At 34.8% G+C, this 17,083-nt stretch carries 16 protein-coding genes; all 16 read right to left on the bottom strand.

What is annotated here, in order from left to right; genetic code table 11:
* Positions 1 to 162: 162 nt before the first annotated feature.
* The 16 genes from RV14_RS04555 to RV14_RS04480 all read right to left on the bottom strand — a co-directional run bounded on the left by RV14_RS04555 (position 163) and on the right by RV14_RS04480 (position 17,079).
* Positions 163 to 846: a Bax inhibitor-1/YccA family protein gene (locus tag RV14_RS04555; protein ID WP_071855121.1), complete on the bottom strand. Its 684-nt coding sequence runs from the start codon at positions 844 to 846 to the stop codon at positions 163 to 165.
* A complete protein-coding gene (locus RV14_RS04550) occupies positions 839 to 1,324 on the bottom strand; it encodes a MaoC/PaaZ C-terminal domain-containing protein (RefSeq protein WP_071855120.1) in 486 nt (161 codons plus the stop codon). The genes RV14_RS04555 and RV14_RS04550 overlap by 8 nt, the downstream gene beginning before the upstream one ends.
* Positions 1,325 to 1,536: 212 nt before the next feature.
* Positions 1,537 to 2,871 (bottom strand): UDP-N-acetylmuramate--L-alanine ligase, encoded by a 1,335-nt coding sequence (gene murC / locus RV14_RS04545; protein ID WP_071855119.1) that lies wholly within the window; start codon positions 2,869 to 2,871, stop codon positions 1,537 to 1,539.
* 176 nt (positions 2,872 to 3,047) lie between these two features.
* Positions 3,048 to 3,806 carry a YdcF family protein gene (locus tag RV14_RS04540; protein ID WP_071855118.1) on the bottom strand — a complete coding sequence of 253 codons (759 nt, stop codon included), beginning with the start codon at positions 3,804 to 3,806 and terminating at the stop codon, positions 3,048 to 3,050.
* 46 nt (positions 3,807 to 3,852) lie between these two features.
* Entirely contained in the window at positions 3,853 to 4,317 is a 465-nt protein-coding gene (locus RV14_RS04535; RefSeq protein ID WP_071855117.1) for a SprT family protein, read from the bottom strand.
* Positions 4,314 to 6,500: a Tex family protein gene (locus tag RV14_RS04530; protein WP_071855116.1), complete on the bottom strand. Its 2,187-nt coding sequence runs from the start codon at positions 6,498 to 6,500 to the stop codon at positions 4,314 to 4,316. Before RV14_RS04530 ends, RV14_RS04535 begins: the two co-directional genes overlap by 4 nt.
* Before the next feature lie 517 nt (positions 6,501 to 7,017).
* A complete protein-coding gene (locus tag RV14_RS04525; protein WP_071855115.1) occupies positions 7,018 to 7,746 on the bottom strand; it encodes a metallophosphoesterase in 729 nt (242 codons plus the stop codon).
* Positions 7,747 to 8,284: 538 nt separating this feature from the next.
* Entirely contained in the window at positions 8,285 to 9,223 is a 939-nt protein-coding gene (gene trhO, locus RV14_RS04520) for an oxygen-dependent tRNA uridine(34) hydroxylase TrhO (RefSeq protein ID WP_071855114.1), read from the bottom strand.
* A gap of 191 nt (positions 9,224 to 9,414) precedes the next feature.
* Entirely contained in the window at positions 9,415 to 9,789 is a 375-nt protein-coding gene (locus tag RV14_RS04515; protein WP_071855113.1) for a VOC family protein, read from the bottom strand.
* Between the two features lie 221 nt (positions 9,790 to 10,010).
* On the bottom strand, positions 10,011 to 11,402 hold the full coding sequence (locus RV14_RS04510) for an L-cystine transporter (protein ID WP_071855112.1): 1,392 nt from the start codon (positions 11,400 to 11,402) through the stop codon (positions 10,011 to 10,013).
* Between the two features lie 206 nt (positions 11,403 to 11,608).
* On the bottom strand, positions 11,609 to 11,995 hold the full coding sequence (locus RV14_RS04505) for a DUF1149 family protein (RefSeq protein ID WP_071855111.1): 387 nt from the start codon (positions 11,993 to 11,995) through the stop codon (positions 11,609 to 11,611).
* A 56-nt stretch (positions 11,996 to 12,051) separates the two neighbouring features.
* Complete coding sequence (locus tag RV14_RS04500) at positions 12,052 to 12,669, bottom strand: HAD-IA family hydrolase (RefSeq protein WP_174544635.1); 618 nt, start codon at positions 12,667 to 12,669, stop codon at positions 12,052 to 12,054.
* 268 nt (positions 12,670 to 12,937) lie between these two features.
* Entirely contained in the window at positions 12,938 to 13,378 is a 441-nt protein-coding gene (locus RV14_RS04495; RefSeq protein ID WP_071855109.1) for a hypothetical protein, read from the bottom strand.
* A 43-nt stretch (positions 13,379 to 13,421) separates the two neighbouring features.
* Entirely contained in the window at positions 13,422 to 14,093 is a 672-nt protein-coding gene (locus RV14_RS04490) for an LCP family protein (protein ID WP_071855108.1), read from the bottom strand.
* 317 nt (positions 14,094 to 14,410) lie between these two features.
* Positions 14,411 to 16,108, bottom strand: coding sequence for a DUF4091 domain-containing protein (locus tag RV14_RS04485; protein WP_071855107.1), 1,698 nt, complete (start codon positions 16,106 to 16,108; stop codon positions 14,411 to 14,413).
* Positions 16,105 to 17,079, bottom strand: coding sequence for an alpha/beta hydrolase (locus tag RV14_RS04480; RefSeq protein ID WP_071855106.1), 975 nt, complete (start codon positions 17,077 to 17,079; stop codon positions 16,105 to 16,107). The genes RV14_RS04485 and RV14_RS04480 overlap by 4 nt, the downstream gene beginning before the upstream one ends.
* Positions 17,080 to 17,083 lie beyond the last annotated feature (4 nt).

Genomic DNA, 17,083 nt, shown 5'->3' with positions numbered 1-17,083 from the left:
TCTAAAAACAGTTAAATGACAGGAATAGAAGCAACTCCTTCGGAAATAAGCCGAAATTCACAAAAATTTGAAAAATAATTTTCGTAAATTCCTTCTTATTTCTCGGCGTTAAACACTTCTGTCCCAGTATCTTAAAAAACTTGTTTGAATTAACTACTACAATTAGTTATTTCTACCAAAAATTCTTAAGAAAGCTAAGAATAAGTTGATAAAATCAAGATAAAGCTGCAAAGCTAAAAACACAGCAATCCCGCTATGAGCTGTTGCATTAGATTGCATGTAGATCGTACGAATCTTTTGATTGTCATAAGCCGTGATTCCAGCAAAAATCACTACTAAAAGCAAGGAGATAAACAATTCTACCGCACTACTTTTTAAAATAAACACATTCAAAAGGATCGCAACAATCACGCCAATCGACGCTGCCATACCCGCTCGACCGACACCACTTAAGTCTTTTTTCGTTACCAAACCAACAACAGACATTCCTATAAACATCCCCGTTGCTGTGATAAACGCTTTAGTCACACTACCAATATCATACATAGCTAAAGTCACTGCTAAAGTCAATCCATTTAATAATGAGTAAGCAATAAACCCACCGATTGCTAAACTAGGATTCTTTTGAGCTTTTACACCAAGAACAATAACTAAAACTAATTCAATAATCCACAACCCCATAAAACCTAATGGAAAGTTATTAATAAATGAAGAAACTTGCAGAGGAAATACTTGCAATGCCAGATAAGAGACAAATGCACTCAACGCAAGACCCCCACCTAAAAAACCGTAAACTTTTGCATAAAAACGATTGATTCCGGTTGTGATAGTTCTTTGATTATTCATATGATTCACCTTTACTTTCTAGGACAATCTCTCGTTCTAATTCAAGCGGCGGCTGCACCATCACTACTGCATCTAATACTCGATGTTCCTGACTATTTTCTGCTTCAACTGAGATTGTCACTACATTTTTCATTTTGTCTACTTTGATGACCTCAAACTGAAAAGTCAACGTTTCATAATGGAAAACTGGTTCAATAAAATTTACAGAAAAATTGACTACATGAGAACCCGGACCCGGCAAATGTTTTGAAATGGCACTCGTAATGATTCCCATTAACATCACCGAAGGAACGATTGGTTGATGATATTCGGTATTTTTAGCAAAATCATGTTGGATGTATAAAGGATTAGCATCATTCGTCATTCCTAAATACAATAATAACTGATTATCTTCAATTGATTCTGTTAAAGACAACGAGTCTCCTTCCTCAAGTTCGTTGATTGTTTTTCCCAATTTTCGCGGTTTACCTATATTCAAGTTAGTAACCCTCCAGTTTATAGATTAATCACTTTACATTGTACCAAAACCCCCTAAAAAGGCAAGTGTCATTCATTGAATTATTCATTTAACGACAGAAATGAACGACAGTAGATTTTTGATTGTTCTTTTTCTAAAAAACCTCTATTTTGTTAAGTCAGCACTTTAACAAAATAGAGGTCATACATTAAATAAAAAATCTAGCAAGTAATTTATAATACATTCTTCGTTGTATTGCTTAATAATTTTTCATAAGCCTGTTCAAATTTTTGTACGTCTCCCGCTCCCATAAAAATCACTACCGCGTTGTGAAAATCAAGCAGCGGTGAAACATTGTCCTCTTTGAGTACTTGACCGCCTTTTTTAATTTTCTCTCCCAAATCTTCAATTTTTACATCCCCTTGTTTTTCACGCGCAGATCCAAAAATATCACACAAATAAACTCTATCTGCTAAATCAAGCGCTTCAGCAAACTCGTCCATCAAAGCAATAGTCCGTGTGAAAGTATGCGGTTGAAAAACGGCAATAATTTCTTTATCCGGATACTTTTGACGAGCACCATCAATCGTGGCTTTAATTTCAGCAGGATGATGCGCATAATCATCAACGACGGTCATATCAGCAACTATTTTTTCGCTAAAACGACGTTTAACACCCGGAAAAGTCAACATCTCTTTGGCTACTTCTTCAAGATCCAAGTTTTCAAAATAAGCAACAGCAATCACTCCTAAGGCATTTAAAATGTTATGTTTACCAAAAGCAGGAACTGTAAAATGACCGATAAGTTGGTCTTGATGATACACATCAAAAGCCGATCCTGTTGTTGTACGTTCGATATTTCGTGCCTGAATATCATCTTCTTTTGAAACTCCATAGTAATAAATCGGCACATTTGCTTGTAACTTTCTTAAATAAACATCGTCACCATAAGCAAAAATCGCTTTTTTGACTTGCGTTGCCATCGTTTGAAAAGCTGTAAACACATCATCGATACTCGTATAGTAATCCGGATGATCAAAATCAATGTTTGTCATAATGACATAATCAGGCGAATACGCTAAGAAATGGCGGCGGTATTCACAAGCCTCAAAAGCAAAAAATTCAGCTTGAGGGTCTCCATGCCCTGTGCCATCACCAATCAAATAGCTTGTTGGACGAATTCCTGCCAACATATGGGAAAGCAACCCTGTCGTGCTTGTTTTCCCATGCGATCCCGTCACAGCGATACTTGTATAATTTTGGATAAAATCACCGATAAACTCATGATAACGAATCACTTCTACTCCTAGTTCTTTTGCTCTTTGAATTTCTTCATGAGCATCTGAAAAAGCATTTCCAGCAATGACAGTCATTCCTAATTGAACATTTTCTGCATCAAAAGGCATAATCTTGATGTTGGCCTTTTCTAAATCTCTTTGAGTAAAGAAATACTTTTTAATATCTGAACCTTGCACATTCAATCCTTGTTCATGTAAAACAAGTGCTAAGGAGCTCATTCCTGACCCTTTAATACCGACAAAATGGTACATTTTATTTCGATTTTCCATTTGAATCCTCTTCTCTTAAATATCATCCATTGATTAATTTATTATTACAACACGTTTTTCATTATCATATAAACCTTGAAAAATTTCAACCAAATATATTCAAAGCCTTAATATGAAACAAACAGGTTGCATAAAATAAGAAAAGTCAAAAATATTTCTTTCACTAACTGTTATATTCAGGTAGAAGAACGTAAAAATTTCCCAGCAACAGATGAAGAAATTCGTTGATAAGCAGACCAAACATTTAGTGGAATCTCCACATGATTCATATAGTTTTTTCCATTTGGTCCATATCCGTTTTCATCATCGTTTAGACGAAGCATTTCGCCTAAAACTAGCGCATAAAAATATTCTTTTGGCCATTGACCATTTAGTTCCGGTTGAGAGAAACGAAGTGTTTTTTCTAATTCAATAATGGTAGGAATAATGGGAACATAATTGAACCATTTAACATTTTCTTCTTGCCAAACTTTCTCAAACGTAGCTCTTGTTCGTCGTTGCAAAGTTGGATCATTCATTATAAAAATACACTCAGGTACTTTTCCTTTAGAGCGAAGAATATCTAAAGCATTTTGCGCATTTTCTCCTGAGTTCGTCGATTTCGTCTCTAAAATAAATTTTTCTTCAGAAATATAATACTTGTCTCTTAAATAACGAAAATACATCTCACTCTCACTTACTGTAGTATCAAATAAAAAACCTTGCTTTGCAAAATTCTGACGCAAAAACGAAGTGGCATGACCAATTCCACCTACTAGAAAAATCTGTTCGACTTGACCATTCAAACAAAGTTTTGCTGCTTTATCTGCTAAAATTGGTAAGCAATTCCCAGCTAATATCACTAATGGTGCAGACTTGAAAATTTTTTCATCTGCAGCCGCTAAAAAAGACAGCAAACAATTCCAATCCTTTAACTGTTCAACTTGATTTGTCAATTACTTTTTCCTCCTTTTTTATTCCTAGCAGTTTAATAAAGAAGATTCAAATTAACAGATGATTTGGCTGCTTCCTGATTAATTTACCACGGCATTTTCCACATACACAGCGATCCGTATTAATTTTACGCTTGCGATAAAATGTAGTCGAACAATTCTGACATTGGTAGCATTCAATTTTGCTTGCTTTTTCCGAAGAAAGAACGGGAGCATAGCGAAGTCCTCCGGTTTTTTTCAAAAGAGTTTTAAACTCTGCATCTTTATGACGGTACCCTCTATTTGACAAATGCAAATGATAGTGGCAAAGCTCGTGTTTTATGATTCCTGCTCTCGTTGCTTCATCTATTTCACGAAACATTTTAGGATTGAAATCTAAGTGATGATCCGTCAAATGATAGCGTCCGCCTGTCGTTCGTAAACGCGGATTAAATATTGCTTGATGTTTGAAGGGTAAAGAAAAGCTCTCAAGTGAGATATTTTCAACAAGCTGCTGTAATTCTTCTTGTGTCACTTTTTGGCCTCGTAAGGAGAAAGCATGGTTAAACTAATTCTTCCTTTATTCACATCAACTGCTTCAATCCAGACAGTTACTACATCTCCTACTGAGACAACATCCGTTGGATGTTTGACAAATTTCTTACTTAATTTAGAAAGGTGTACTAATCCATCTTGTTTTACTCCAATATCTATAAAAGCACCAAAATCAATTACATTGCGTACCGTTCCTTTAAGTTCCATTCCCGATTTCAAATCTTCCATACTTAATACATCTGCACGTAACAAAGGAGCGGGCATTTCCTCACGCATGTCTCTTCCCGGTCGAATTAACCCTTCGATGATATCAGCTAACGTTTCTTCACCAATGGATAATTTTTTTGCTAAATTTGTAGGAGACAAATGAGAGAGGATGACAGCTGCTTCTTTTTTACCTAGTTCTTTTTCAGATAACCCATTCATCTTCAAAATTTCTTTAGCAATATTGTAACTTTCCGGATGAATCCCTGTATTATCCAAAATATGTTTGCCTGCCGGCACACGTAAAAACCCGATGGCCTGCTCATAGGCTTTTGGTCCTAAGCGCGGTACTTTTTTTAATTGCACGCGGGTCTCAAAAGCACCATTTTCTTCACGATAGGTCACAATATTTTGAGCAGTCGTTTTATTTAATCCTGAAACGTGCTGTAATAATTGCGGACTTGCGGTATTGACATCTACACCTACTTGATTCACTACAGTTTCTACCACAAACTTCAATTGCTCTGCTAAACGTTTTTGCGAAACGTCATGTTGATACTGTCCTACGCCGACGGCTTTTGGATCAATTTTCACTAATTCTGCTAATGGGTCTTGTAAGCGGCGTGCAATGGATACAGCACTTCTTTCTTCTACCTGAAAGGTAGGAAATTCTTGGCGTGCAATATCACTAGCAGAATATACAGAAGCCCCTGCTTCATTGACAATGGCATAATAAGCTTTATGGTCGACAGATTTCAATTGTTCTGCCACAAATTGTTCCGATTCACGACTAGCTGTACCATTTCCAATTGCCACCGTGTCTACTTGATAATGATTAATTAGCTGAACAAATACCGATCCTGCTGCTTCACGCTTTACTTTAGAAGCTGGTTTGTGAGGATAGATGACTTCAATGGCTAAAACTTTTCCTGTTTCATCTACTACCGCTAATTTGCAGCCTGTACGGTATGCTGGATCAAAACCTAAAACTACTTTTCCTTTTAAAGGAGGCTGTAACAATAAATTTCTTAAATTTTCACCAAAAAGTGCAATAGCTTGTTCATCGGCTTTTTCTGTCAATTCATTGCGAACTTCTCGCTCAATTGCTGGCTGGATAAATCGTTTGTAACTATCTTGATAAGCAGCTCTGATAAATGGTGCTGCTAAAGAAGCGTCATTGGTGATTAAATGCCGGTCCAAATAAGCAAAAATAGGTTTTTCTTCTACTTGCAGTGATACTTTTAAAATTCCTTCTTTTTCACCACGGTTTGTTGCTAAGATTCGATGAGAAACAATTTTATGCACAGGTTCTGAAAAATCGTAGTACATTTCATACACCGCTTTTTCATCAAGTTCTTTCTTTTTAACCACACTAACATATGAGCCTTTATTATAAGTATATGAACGAATCCATGTACGGTATTGTGCATTGTCACTAATTTCTTCTGCAAGAATCTCATGGGCTCCTTGCAAAGCTTCTTCAATAGTAGATACTTCTTTTTCTTTGCTGATGTATTTTTTGGCTTCTTCTTGAACGTTTCCGTCTGTCAATTGACGTAACCATTTTGCTAAAGGTTCTAGACCTTTTTCTTTGGCAATCGTGGCTTTGGTTCTACGTTTTTGTTTGTATGGACGATACAAATCTTCTACTTGCTGCATTTTTACTGCTAAAGTGATGTCTTTTTCTAATTCAGGCGTCAATTTTTCTTGTTCATCAATCAAACGGATAACTTCTTGTTTTCTTTTTTCCAAATTTTCAAGATACATGTAACGTTCTTCAATTTGCCGGATTTGTACTTCATCTAAACTGCCGGTCATTTCTTTTCGATAACGTGCAATAAAAGGAACAGTATTTCCTTCGTTCAATAAGTTTAAGACTGCTGTCAACTGTTTGGAAGAGTATTCCACTCGTTCTTTTTGAACCAATTGTATAATCGTTTGATTTAATTTTTCTGTCATCAATATGCTCCTTTTTCAATAAAACTCATTCTTGTTAAAGACAAAAGACACTTTTAAGAATGATTGGCAAATAACTCCTATCTATTTTATCATATTTTCTAAAAACAAATAACTAGATAAAAACTTCAAATGAAGAAAATAGCTTAAGCAGTTAACTATACTTGAAAAAACTGATTCATTCACTTTCTATTATTATTACTTTTTCTCATTCTTTTATAAAAAATAAAAGTTACAAGTAAACCATTTCTCAAAAACCAAAAGTAATCACTCACATTGATTTTTCTAAGTACCTTTTTAAAATGGAACATTCATCACACCCATGCGCACAAGACTAAATACGTAGAAGTTATTTTATAATTAGCAAAATTTTTCATATGAAATTTCTGCTATTTTAGTCTTTCATTTCTTTTATGTTCGACGTCTTATAAGGTTCTTCCTTTTGAAACACATTACCAGCAACATGTTCAATTTATCATTGGCTAAAAACAAAGCATTGAACGAATCAGATTTTTCATTTTTATCCTATCCATTCACCGTCATTATTTTGATATTCAATATCTTGAACAATCCCTTTTTCATCGAAAATAACCCCATGAATGGATCCGCCAAACACTGCACCACCATCTATGCCAATTTTATTATCGCTAAACCACAAATCAGTTGTCTGCATGTCGCCATGTAGCAAAGGGGTGATCGTATGACCAAATACAATGATTTTTCCCGTCTGATTTTTTCCCTCAAGAAAAGGTTCACGAATCCAAATAAAGTCTCTAGAACTTGTTTGTCGCCAATCTTTTTTAGTTAAATCTACGCCAGCATGAACAAACAAATAATTTTTCCATTCATAGTAAAGAGGACGTTCACATAAAAAATCCACTAGCTCGCCGTACCTTGAGCGAATCATTAGAGCCATTTCAGTTGGAGAATATTCTTCGACAGCTCCGGGATGCAAGAGACTCGCAAATGTTTCTTTCCCGCCGTTAATTAGATACGATTCATACCAAGCTTCAGGATTTTGAAGAAATTGCAGAAAATATTCTTCGTGATTGCCTCGAAGGTAAATGGCTCCTGTTTCTTTAACTAATCTCATTCCCAATAACCAGCATTCTTTTGTTTTTGGTCCTCGATCATTTAAATCTCCTAGTAAAATTAATTGATGGATTTTAGGATCGTATTCTTTTATTAATTTTTCAAAAAGTTCATATTTTCCATGTACGTCTCCGATAGCATAAATCATTGTTTTCATCCTTTTTGCCTCCTTTTTCTCATTGTTCAACTCAATTTTAAACCAGCTATAAACACTCCGTCTTTATCTAAAAGTTTAACCTGTTGTGCAAAAAATAACAAATAAGGATTTAATAAAAAGCAGGGGCAACCAAATAAGTGGATACTGAATAGACGTAACCACGTCCATAATGGATTTTCGACATACAAAAAACACTTCTTAAAAATTTTAACAGACGTTTACATAACTAAAGTCGCGAGTGTTCTCGATTAATTCATAAACATTTGATTAAAAAAAACTCACGATAGCAGTGACCATAAAAGCTAGATGGTTAAATAACAACTATTCATTTAATTATCTAGCTTATTCTCGAAAAAAATTTATTATATGTAAAAATAAACTGAATGTTCGAAGACATGTAAAAAATATCAAATTGTATTTCTTTCATTCTCTTTATCATTTATGATAAACCTCAACCTAGCAATAAAACATAGTGTGTATTTTTTTTGTTAGGTTGAGGTTTTTTAGGTGATGCTTATTTAATGTTTATTTAAAAGCTTTAAAGAAAAGACGCGAGCGTTTCTTTTATTTTTTCATCAGATACATGATGTTCCTTAAGATAGCGGTTTTGAGGGTGTTGAACGCATTGTGCCGAACAACAGCCTAGATACTTTTTTTCATTTTCAAGTGATGTTAGAAATTGGCGGTTGCATTCAGGATTTGCGCAATTGATGTAACGCTCACAAGGAGTACCATCAAACCAATCTTTTCCGACAATCCTTTTATCCACCTGATTAATTTCAACTGCTACTCGTTCATCAAATACATACATTTTCCCATCCCATAATTCTCCTCGAACATCAGGATCTTTCCCATAAGTTGCAATTCCACCGTGAAGCTGGCCAACGTCTTTAAACCCTTCTCGTAATAGCCAGCCCGAAAATTTTTCACACCGAATTCCTCCAGTGCAGTAGGTGACCACCCGTTTGTCCATAAATTCGTCCTTATGGTCACAAATCCATTGTGGTAATTCTCTAAAACTACGTATCTCAGGACGCACAGCTCCACGAAAATGACCAAGATCATATTCATAATCATTTCTTGCATCAATTACAACGGTTTCCTCATCTAAGATTGCTTCTTTAAATTCTTTTGGTGAAAGATAATTTCCCGTTAATTCATTGGGATCGATATCCTCCGCTAACTTCAACGAAACCAGCTCAGAACGGGGACGAACAAACATTTTTTTGAAGGCATGACCTTCACTGGCATCAATTTTGAAAAAAGTATCGGAAAAGCGCGCATCGTTTTGCATCATTTCCATATATTTTTCAGTATCTTCAGTTTTTCCTGATAAGGTTCCATTGATTCCTTCTTTAGCTACCAATATTCGTCCTTTTAAATTCAGTGAGTGACAAAAAGTTAGATGTGCTTTTGCAAATTGCTCCGGATCGTCAATGAATGTATAATTATAATAAAGTAATACTTGATAATTCATTTTTATTTCCTTCCTTCTTTTGCTTAAAATATAGTATAAAAAAGAAAGAGGGTGTTGACGATCTTTTTGCTTGTGTAATTTTATTCAAAAGAGTTTATTTACACAATATAACTATATTTATATTATATAAATAAATCTCATTTTTGCCGTTAAAATCATTAAAAAAAGAGACCGATCTCCGCTTTTTATTTCTATTTTCTACCAGTAACTGCAAAATAATTTCCATCGGGATCTGCAAAATTAAAGACATATTCATTTTCCAATTGCACCAATTCACCAAGTATAGTTCCTTGATCTTGTAATTTTTTGTAGAGTTCAAAAATATGATTGCTATAAAACATTAATGAAGGAGTATTTCCAACAACTTCCGGTGAATGTTGTTCAATAAATTCTCGATCATATAAAAGCAAAGACGTTGAAGCATTGGCAGACGATGCAATTTCAATAACCAATGTGCCGTCTATTTCTTGTCTGTCTAATTCTGTAAACCCTATCGCAATCCAAAAAGCAGCGTTTGCTTGTACATCATCCACATATAGCATAATTTTCATTTCATCAGTAAACATGGTGCTTCCTCCTAAATTCCTTCTTAGCAAAAATTCTAGCCTTTTATCAGTTTATCATATGAAAATCAGGAAAGCTATGCTTGATAAATAGTCTTTTTGTTTTGGTTGTTGTTTTAGATAGTATAGTTACAAATTAACTTTTCGGAATAAATAGCAAATATTTACATTATAAAAACAGACCGAATCTAAAAGATTCAATCTGAACTATTTCTAAAGAATAGTTAAACATGGACATCCATTACTTTTGACTCATCTTTAAGCACTTCATGGTTCAACTCTTTAATTTTAGCACTCGTGACAATCCCTGCTACCATACTTCCACTGACATTAGTGGCTGTCCGCGCCATGTCAATTAAAGGTTCCACAGAAATCACTAATCCAACGATAGCCACTGGTAAATTCATTGCTCCTAAAACGATCAAAGAAGCAAAAGTTGCACCGCCACCTACACCTGCTACTCCGAACGAACTGATGGTGACAATCACAATTAACATCAAAATAAATTCAAGACTGAATACATTCATGCCAACTGCTGGTGCAACAATGGTCGCTAGCATCGCTGGATAAACACCTGCACAGCCATTTTGACCAATTGATAAACCAAAACTTGCAGAAAAGTTTGCGGTCGCTTCATCTACACCTAAAGCTTTTGTCTGTGTTTCAATGTTTAATGGCAAGGCTCCTGCACTTGAACGTGAGGTAAATGCAAAACTCAAAACTGGAAATGCTTTTTTAAAATAATCCTTTGGATTCACCTTAACGGATAACAAAATCAGTGAATGAACGACAAAAACTGCAAATAAAGCCACATACGAAGCTAAAACGAACTTTCCTAAATTCACAAGTGCAATAAAATCACTTGTAGCCATAACATTCGTCATTAAAGCCAACACACCATAAGGCGTTAAACGTAAAACAAGTGTAACGATACGCATAACGATTTTATATAAACTGTCGATTAAATTTGCAAAGAATGCTGCTTCCTTTGGTGCTTTTCGTTTTACACCAAGATAAGCGATTCCTACAAAAGCGGCAAAAATCACTACTCCGATCGTACTCGTTGCTCGTAAACCAGCGAAATCAGCAAAAATATTTTTAGGAATAAAGGATAAGATTTGTTGCGGAATCGTCATCTTCTGAATGGCTTCTTGCCTAGTTGCTAATTCAGATATACGGGCTGTTTCTACTGCGCCTTTTGTAAATTTAGCCCCCGCAAGTCCAAAAAGCATCGTCGTGCCAATACCAATCAATGCGGCAATCGCTGTGGTTGTAAGTAGTGAAGTTAATACGATTGTACTGATTTTACCTAGTTTTTCAGAAACCTTCATTTTTGTAAAGGCTCCAACAATTGAAATGAAAACTAACGGCATAATTAACATTTGTAAAAAGGCGACGTATCCTTCTCCTACAAGATTGATCCATCCCATTGATTGTTGAATGACTGGGTGATGGATACCAAAAATAATTTGCATTATTCCACCAAAAATAATTCCAGCAGCTAATGCTGTGTAAGTCCGTGTTGAAAATTTGGCATGGTGTTTTTGCATATAATAAAAAATGGCTAATAGACCGGCAAAAATTAGAACCACTAAAACGGTGATGTATGTTGTCATTTTTCTCCTCCTCTAATATTTAATGACAGGTCCATCTAGGAAGTAAAGGTTCCTAAAAATGATTTCTCAATCATTTTCCTAAAAAAACGTAATTTTTTAGTGACTCATTTATTTTAGACGATTTACCTAGCAATGGCAGCTGTTATGTTTACAATTAGTAATAGAAAAAACAAGCAGTGATAGGTTACACCTATCACTGCTTGTTTTTATGCTTCTTTTTCAGATTGAAAATTTAATTTTACTCCTGGTTGATCCAATGCAATCTCAGTTACTTCATAGGCCAAGCGTTTAACGATATCAAATAATGGAGCGACTAATTCATCGACTTCTTCTTGAGTGACATCATCTTGACCTTCAATTTTCCGATTCAAGACATGATTGATTTGACTAACGCTTCCAGATAAAACATATGTATCAAATGCTAAACGAAATTCTAGACGCGCTCCTACAACCGTATGTTCTTTCGGATAATTTTCAATCGTTTCTTTTAATGGCGAAAAGCCCACTTTTAAATCTGTTTCAACTTCTTGATCGGGCATTTTCAAATCATAGTGAAATGCTTCTACTACTTCTTTTTGTCTTTTAATTTCCATTTGATCACTCCTTAATAAAATTATAGCATATCCTATTTTGAAAAGGGATATGAAATTCACGTTTTCTCTTTTATATCAAGGATTTCTATTAATTTATCCACCACAAAATCGGCAGATATTTCTTGTAAAAAATGATCTTTATCGTATAAACAGGTAAGTACTCCGGCATTTTTCCCCGCTTTTATATCTAACGAGCGATCACCGATCATCAATGTCTCTGCTTTGACGAGCTGGTGTCTGCTAATCAAATCATTTAATGAATCAGGAGCTGGTTTCCGAGGAAAATTGCGATCAATGCCGACGACTTCTTCAATACAATCAGATAAATGGAATTGCTGAAGCAAACGCCACGTTGAATCCGTCAAACGATGGGTCAAGACAAACTGTTTAGTACCTTGTTTTTTTAAAGTCCTCAATACTTTTTCTGTTTCTTCAAAAGGCTGGGAATTTTTCTGACTAAGCGCTTCGTATTGATGGAAAAGCGGCGTAAATTCTTTCTCCTTTAAGTGATAGTTTTGTATCAATTGTCGGGTGGAAAATTTTTTCATGACCGGATAAACCTCTTCTTCACTAGCAATCACACCTAATACTTTCATCGCGTGAATCGCTCCATCTACCATCGCTGGATACGTGTCAAATAACGTTCCATCAAAATCCCAAACATAATTTTTTATCTGCATTTCATTTCTTTCCTTTAGTTCGTTATAGGTTATTTCTTTTTTATACTCAGGACCTTATCTCAAAAATCCTTTTTTTCATTTAGTATAAAAGAAAGTAGTACCCTTAAATAATTTACGACATTGAGCTGTTTTTTGAACCTTTTTTCAATTTGTTCACACATGTAAACTCTTTACATACCCAACTTCCTTTCTTCTTTTTCTGTTAAAAATGCAAACCATTGCTCCTTACTTTTTATCTACTCACCATAATGCATCTACTTTCTTAAACTTTCGTCTCAAATTGAAACCCACATTTCTTACAAGTAACGCGGATTTTCCCTTTTCCTTGAGGAGCTCGTTGATTTTGTTGACAAACAGGACATGAGAAAAGAGTATAATACATGATCGTTTCTTTGTCATTCTTTTTATTTTTTCTTTGAAAAAACCATTTTTTTAACCGATCAACTTTTTGTAAATATTTTTGATTTTCGTTCAATCGTGGATAAATTTTCTTCGAAAGAAAACGATAAACAATGATTCCTATTAAAACAGTCGGAAAAAGATAACCGCTTAAAAAAGGAAGCCAAAAGCGAAAAAGACTAAAAAATAAAGCAACAATCAACAACATCCGATTAAGTGCATCAACTCTTGCATAGCGTCCTTGTGTAAACTGTTTGTATTTTCTTCTATATTCAATTAAACGTTTTAACCAAACTTGTCCCATCAAACCCCTCCCATCTAGTATGTCAAAGCAAAAAGAAAAAGCTTTAATTGGCTTTTTCCATAATCAATTGATGGAGTACATTACGATTTTTAGTAAAATCAATCACGATTATTTTCTTTTCATGTGCTCTTTTCACTACACGAAAAGTATTTTCTAATGGTAAGGTTATTTTTCTAGAAGGCACTGCTTTTAAGCGAATAAATCGGCGAATTAAAGAGAATAATTGCGTAAATTGAATGGAGGTATGAAGCAATTCGGGATGTCTGTTCAACATCTGCGTTGTTTTTAATAAATAACGTTTTTTACCAATTTTATTTAAAAAACATTTCAATACTTTCTGCTGCCTTTGAAAAATAGAAAAAGAATCTTTTTCATCGAGTTTATAACGCATTTCTTCTTGTAAGTCTTCAACTGTAAGATGAAGAATTTGATCGTTCTCCTTAATTTTCAATCCATCAGGAAATAATTTTGCTGCTACTTTATTCCAACTAACCAAAGAAAGTTCAACATATTCTTCTACCGGTAATTCCAATTCCTTGTTAAAAAAAAGCAAAAGTGCAGTCAATCCTTCTGATTGATAAATTTCTCCCAATGATTGTCCTTCTAAATGAAACTCTGGCGAAAAATGCAAGAGGGTCTTTCCCTCATTTAATTGAACATAAAGAAAGGTAGAACGCTGGATTACTTGATCCTTTAATACAACTAAAAAATTCATTTTTCTCCCCCTTTATCTTTTTAAAATAGCATATTTCTAAAAAGTTGTCTGGCAAAAAGTGAGGGCTTCAGAAAAATTTAGAAATTCATTCGCTCACTTTTTCTAAAAAAGGAATTAAAACGACAAACTGTCAATCTAGCTATCTTTTTTCTTCATTATCGAACATCATCTTTCCAATAGTTAATAAAAAAGAGTGTGAGACAAAAGTAAAGAATACTTTTACTTCACACTCTAAACACAGATAAACGATGGTAGCAAAAGCAACTTCCAGAGAGTTACTTCTTCCCAATCTCATTTTTCGCTACTTGAAAGTTCAGTTAAGACAGCACATTAATCAGTTGCGTTCTTAGTGATTCATATAAAGCAGCCTCTTGATGAAAGAATTCAGGATGACTCGTATGAGCATCAAGCATCCATTCTTTTGAATCCACGTTTCCTAAAAAATTCACTAATAATTGTTGCGTTTTTGTTGGATTTTTTTGCTCTGCCTGTTTAATAAGATAAAAATCTTCTATTGCTCTTTGTAATTGTTTGTAACGAAGTGACAACGACAATCGCCCCGAATTAGAAGGATAAATCAAACATAAGTCGCCAATCGGCAATGAACTTGTGTTGTAACGAATATCATTGCGGGCATTTTCTGGCCAGCAATTATACGCCCAACGTAAAAGACCATTCGTGTTGAAATAATGAGCCAAAATCCCCTGAACACGAGTTTCAAGCAACGGACTATGCAAAAAGGTATTCGGTTTGTCAGGATAGTTGCAAACATAATACTGGATGTTACCTGAATGACTTTCATTCAATTCACGAAAATGTTTACATGTGCAATAATAAGATGTCACTGGGTAATCCACTAACGGTAATAGTTCAGTAAGCACTTCTTCTTTATCAAAAGCAACTTTAACTTGAATCGAATCGTCAATAGCTTTTAATTCATTAAATGATTCCTTAAAAAAATTGATTTGCTGTTTTTTAGGTTCATCTGAAACAATGCGGACAGACTCCCAAACACCAAGTTTTTTAAAGTGTGCAAAAACTTGTGCAATATAATTTTGTACCTCTTCTTTTTCTTGAATGAACGCCATCGTTTCTGTTTCCTCATCATAATAGCGAATCATTAATTTCTCTGGATAATCTAACTTCACCGTTGGAAAAAAGGGCGGTTGCCAAACTCCCAGTAAACCAAAAACATCAATTTCTTGAGAAATTCCTGCCGAAAAGAAACAATTTAGATACCGATCCAGTACAGAAAAATCACAAACAAGCTGTCCTGTTTTTGTTTTGACAACTTGGATCATTGAATACTCATAAAGATTTGCTGGATAATCTTTGACGATATAGTTAAACCAGCCTTTCCAAGGAATCTCACTAGCAATCACTGTAACAGCTTTTTGACCAATCTTTGCTAAGCTTTCTGTCATTTTCTGTAGCAAACAAAAATGAGCTTCACTCCATAAAGGTACCCCATAATTACGTGCAAGATTTGATGGCTGCTGCCAAATATCTAAATTGAAGTCTTTTTGATAATCATTTGAAAAAGCAAAATCCGAAACTTCCACTGTAAATGTTTTACTTAAAACCAATGAATCTTTGGCAGTTAAGTGTGAACGATAGACTTGGATGGTCACAGGATACTTTCCAGCTGTCATTTTTTCATCCAGTAAAAATTCTAGATAAAGGCAAGCGAAGCGATCACCAGCGTAAGTTTTTGCTGTTTGTTCCACTAATTTATCCGCATAATCAATTCCTTGCTGTCCGGTGTAATAATCAACAAATTGACTTTTTACTGGTAATTCACTTTTCATCTCTATACGATACATGGGAATCTCGATCTCATCCGGAATGGAAAATTCACGTCCGATGACAAAGTGATTACACTGTCCATCATGTAGTAAAAGCTGGCAAGCAGCAAAACTATTTTTATAACCTTTTACAGTTGAAATTTCAAGCGGTTCATAAGTAAATATATTTGTAGAAGCTTTATAACTTTCATGAACAATAAATGCTTTCATTGTGTTTCTCCTTTTCTTGAATCTACTAATTGCGCAACCAGCTCATCACATTGTTTCTGTGCAAACCGCTCAGGAAGCATTACCGTCAATTGTTGCAAACTAAAGTTTTTGATAATTTTAAAAACACTCTTTTCTTGCCAATTAGGAAAATAGCGGTATAAAAGCGTGCGATTTTCTGGTTCTTTGATTAAAAAACGTATCGGCCATTGAGAAAGCATTTTTGGCAATTCATCCGTTGATTCTTTTGCCCAATTTAATTCCATCCACTCTACACATTCATCAAACCAGCGAGCAAATCGGCAATCAATCATTTCATCTCGGTCACTAAAGCGCTTTGTAGCCAATGACAGCCCATGTCGTCCTTTTTGGAAAATATGTGCTTCAAAAGGAACCTCATTTTCTTCTAACGCTCGCAAATACAACAATGAGTTTTCAATGGGAACAACATTATCCTCAAAAGTCGAAAATAAAAAGGTCGGCGGAGTTTTATTCGTTACACATTTTTCTAAAGATGGTGCATCTATTTGCATGACATTCGCAAACGATTTTAAAATGGCTGGATAACCTAAAATGCAAAGGCTAGGCTTCACTTTAGCCATGGTGGATAATGCAGCCGCCAAATGGCCCCCAGCAGAAAAACCAATAACGGTAATTTTTTCTATGTCAATAGATGTTTCCAATGCTAATTGATGGATTTGTGTTAATGCCTTTTGCGCATCTTTTAATGAGGCTTCAAAACTGCGAAACTTACCTACATGATAGTGTAAAACCCCCGCATGGTAACCTTGCGCAAGAAAATTCAGAGCAATCGGTTCTGCTTCTCGTTCACTACAAAAAGAATATCCTCCTCCGGGAATAACTAAAATAAATGGCCGTTTCTCAACACAAGCATCTTTAGACTTTTCTTCATGAAGATAAACAGTTAATTCAGTCTTTGCTTTTTCATCAAAAGAAAATTCTTGCACGTTCATACGT

It is taken from the genome of Enterococcus ratti, assembly GCF_001886195.1.
GTDB lineage: Bacteria > Bacillota > Bacilli > Lactobacillales > Enterococcaceae > Enterococcus_B > Enterococcus_B ratti.
Note: the sequence above shows the minus strand (reverse complement) of the source record. Positions and strands in the feature narration are given on the sequence as shown.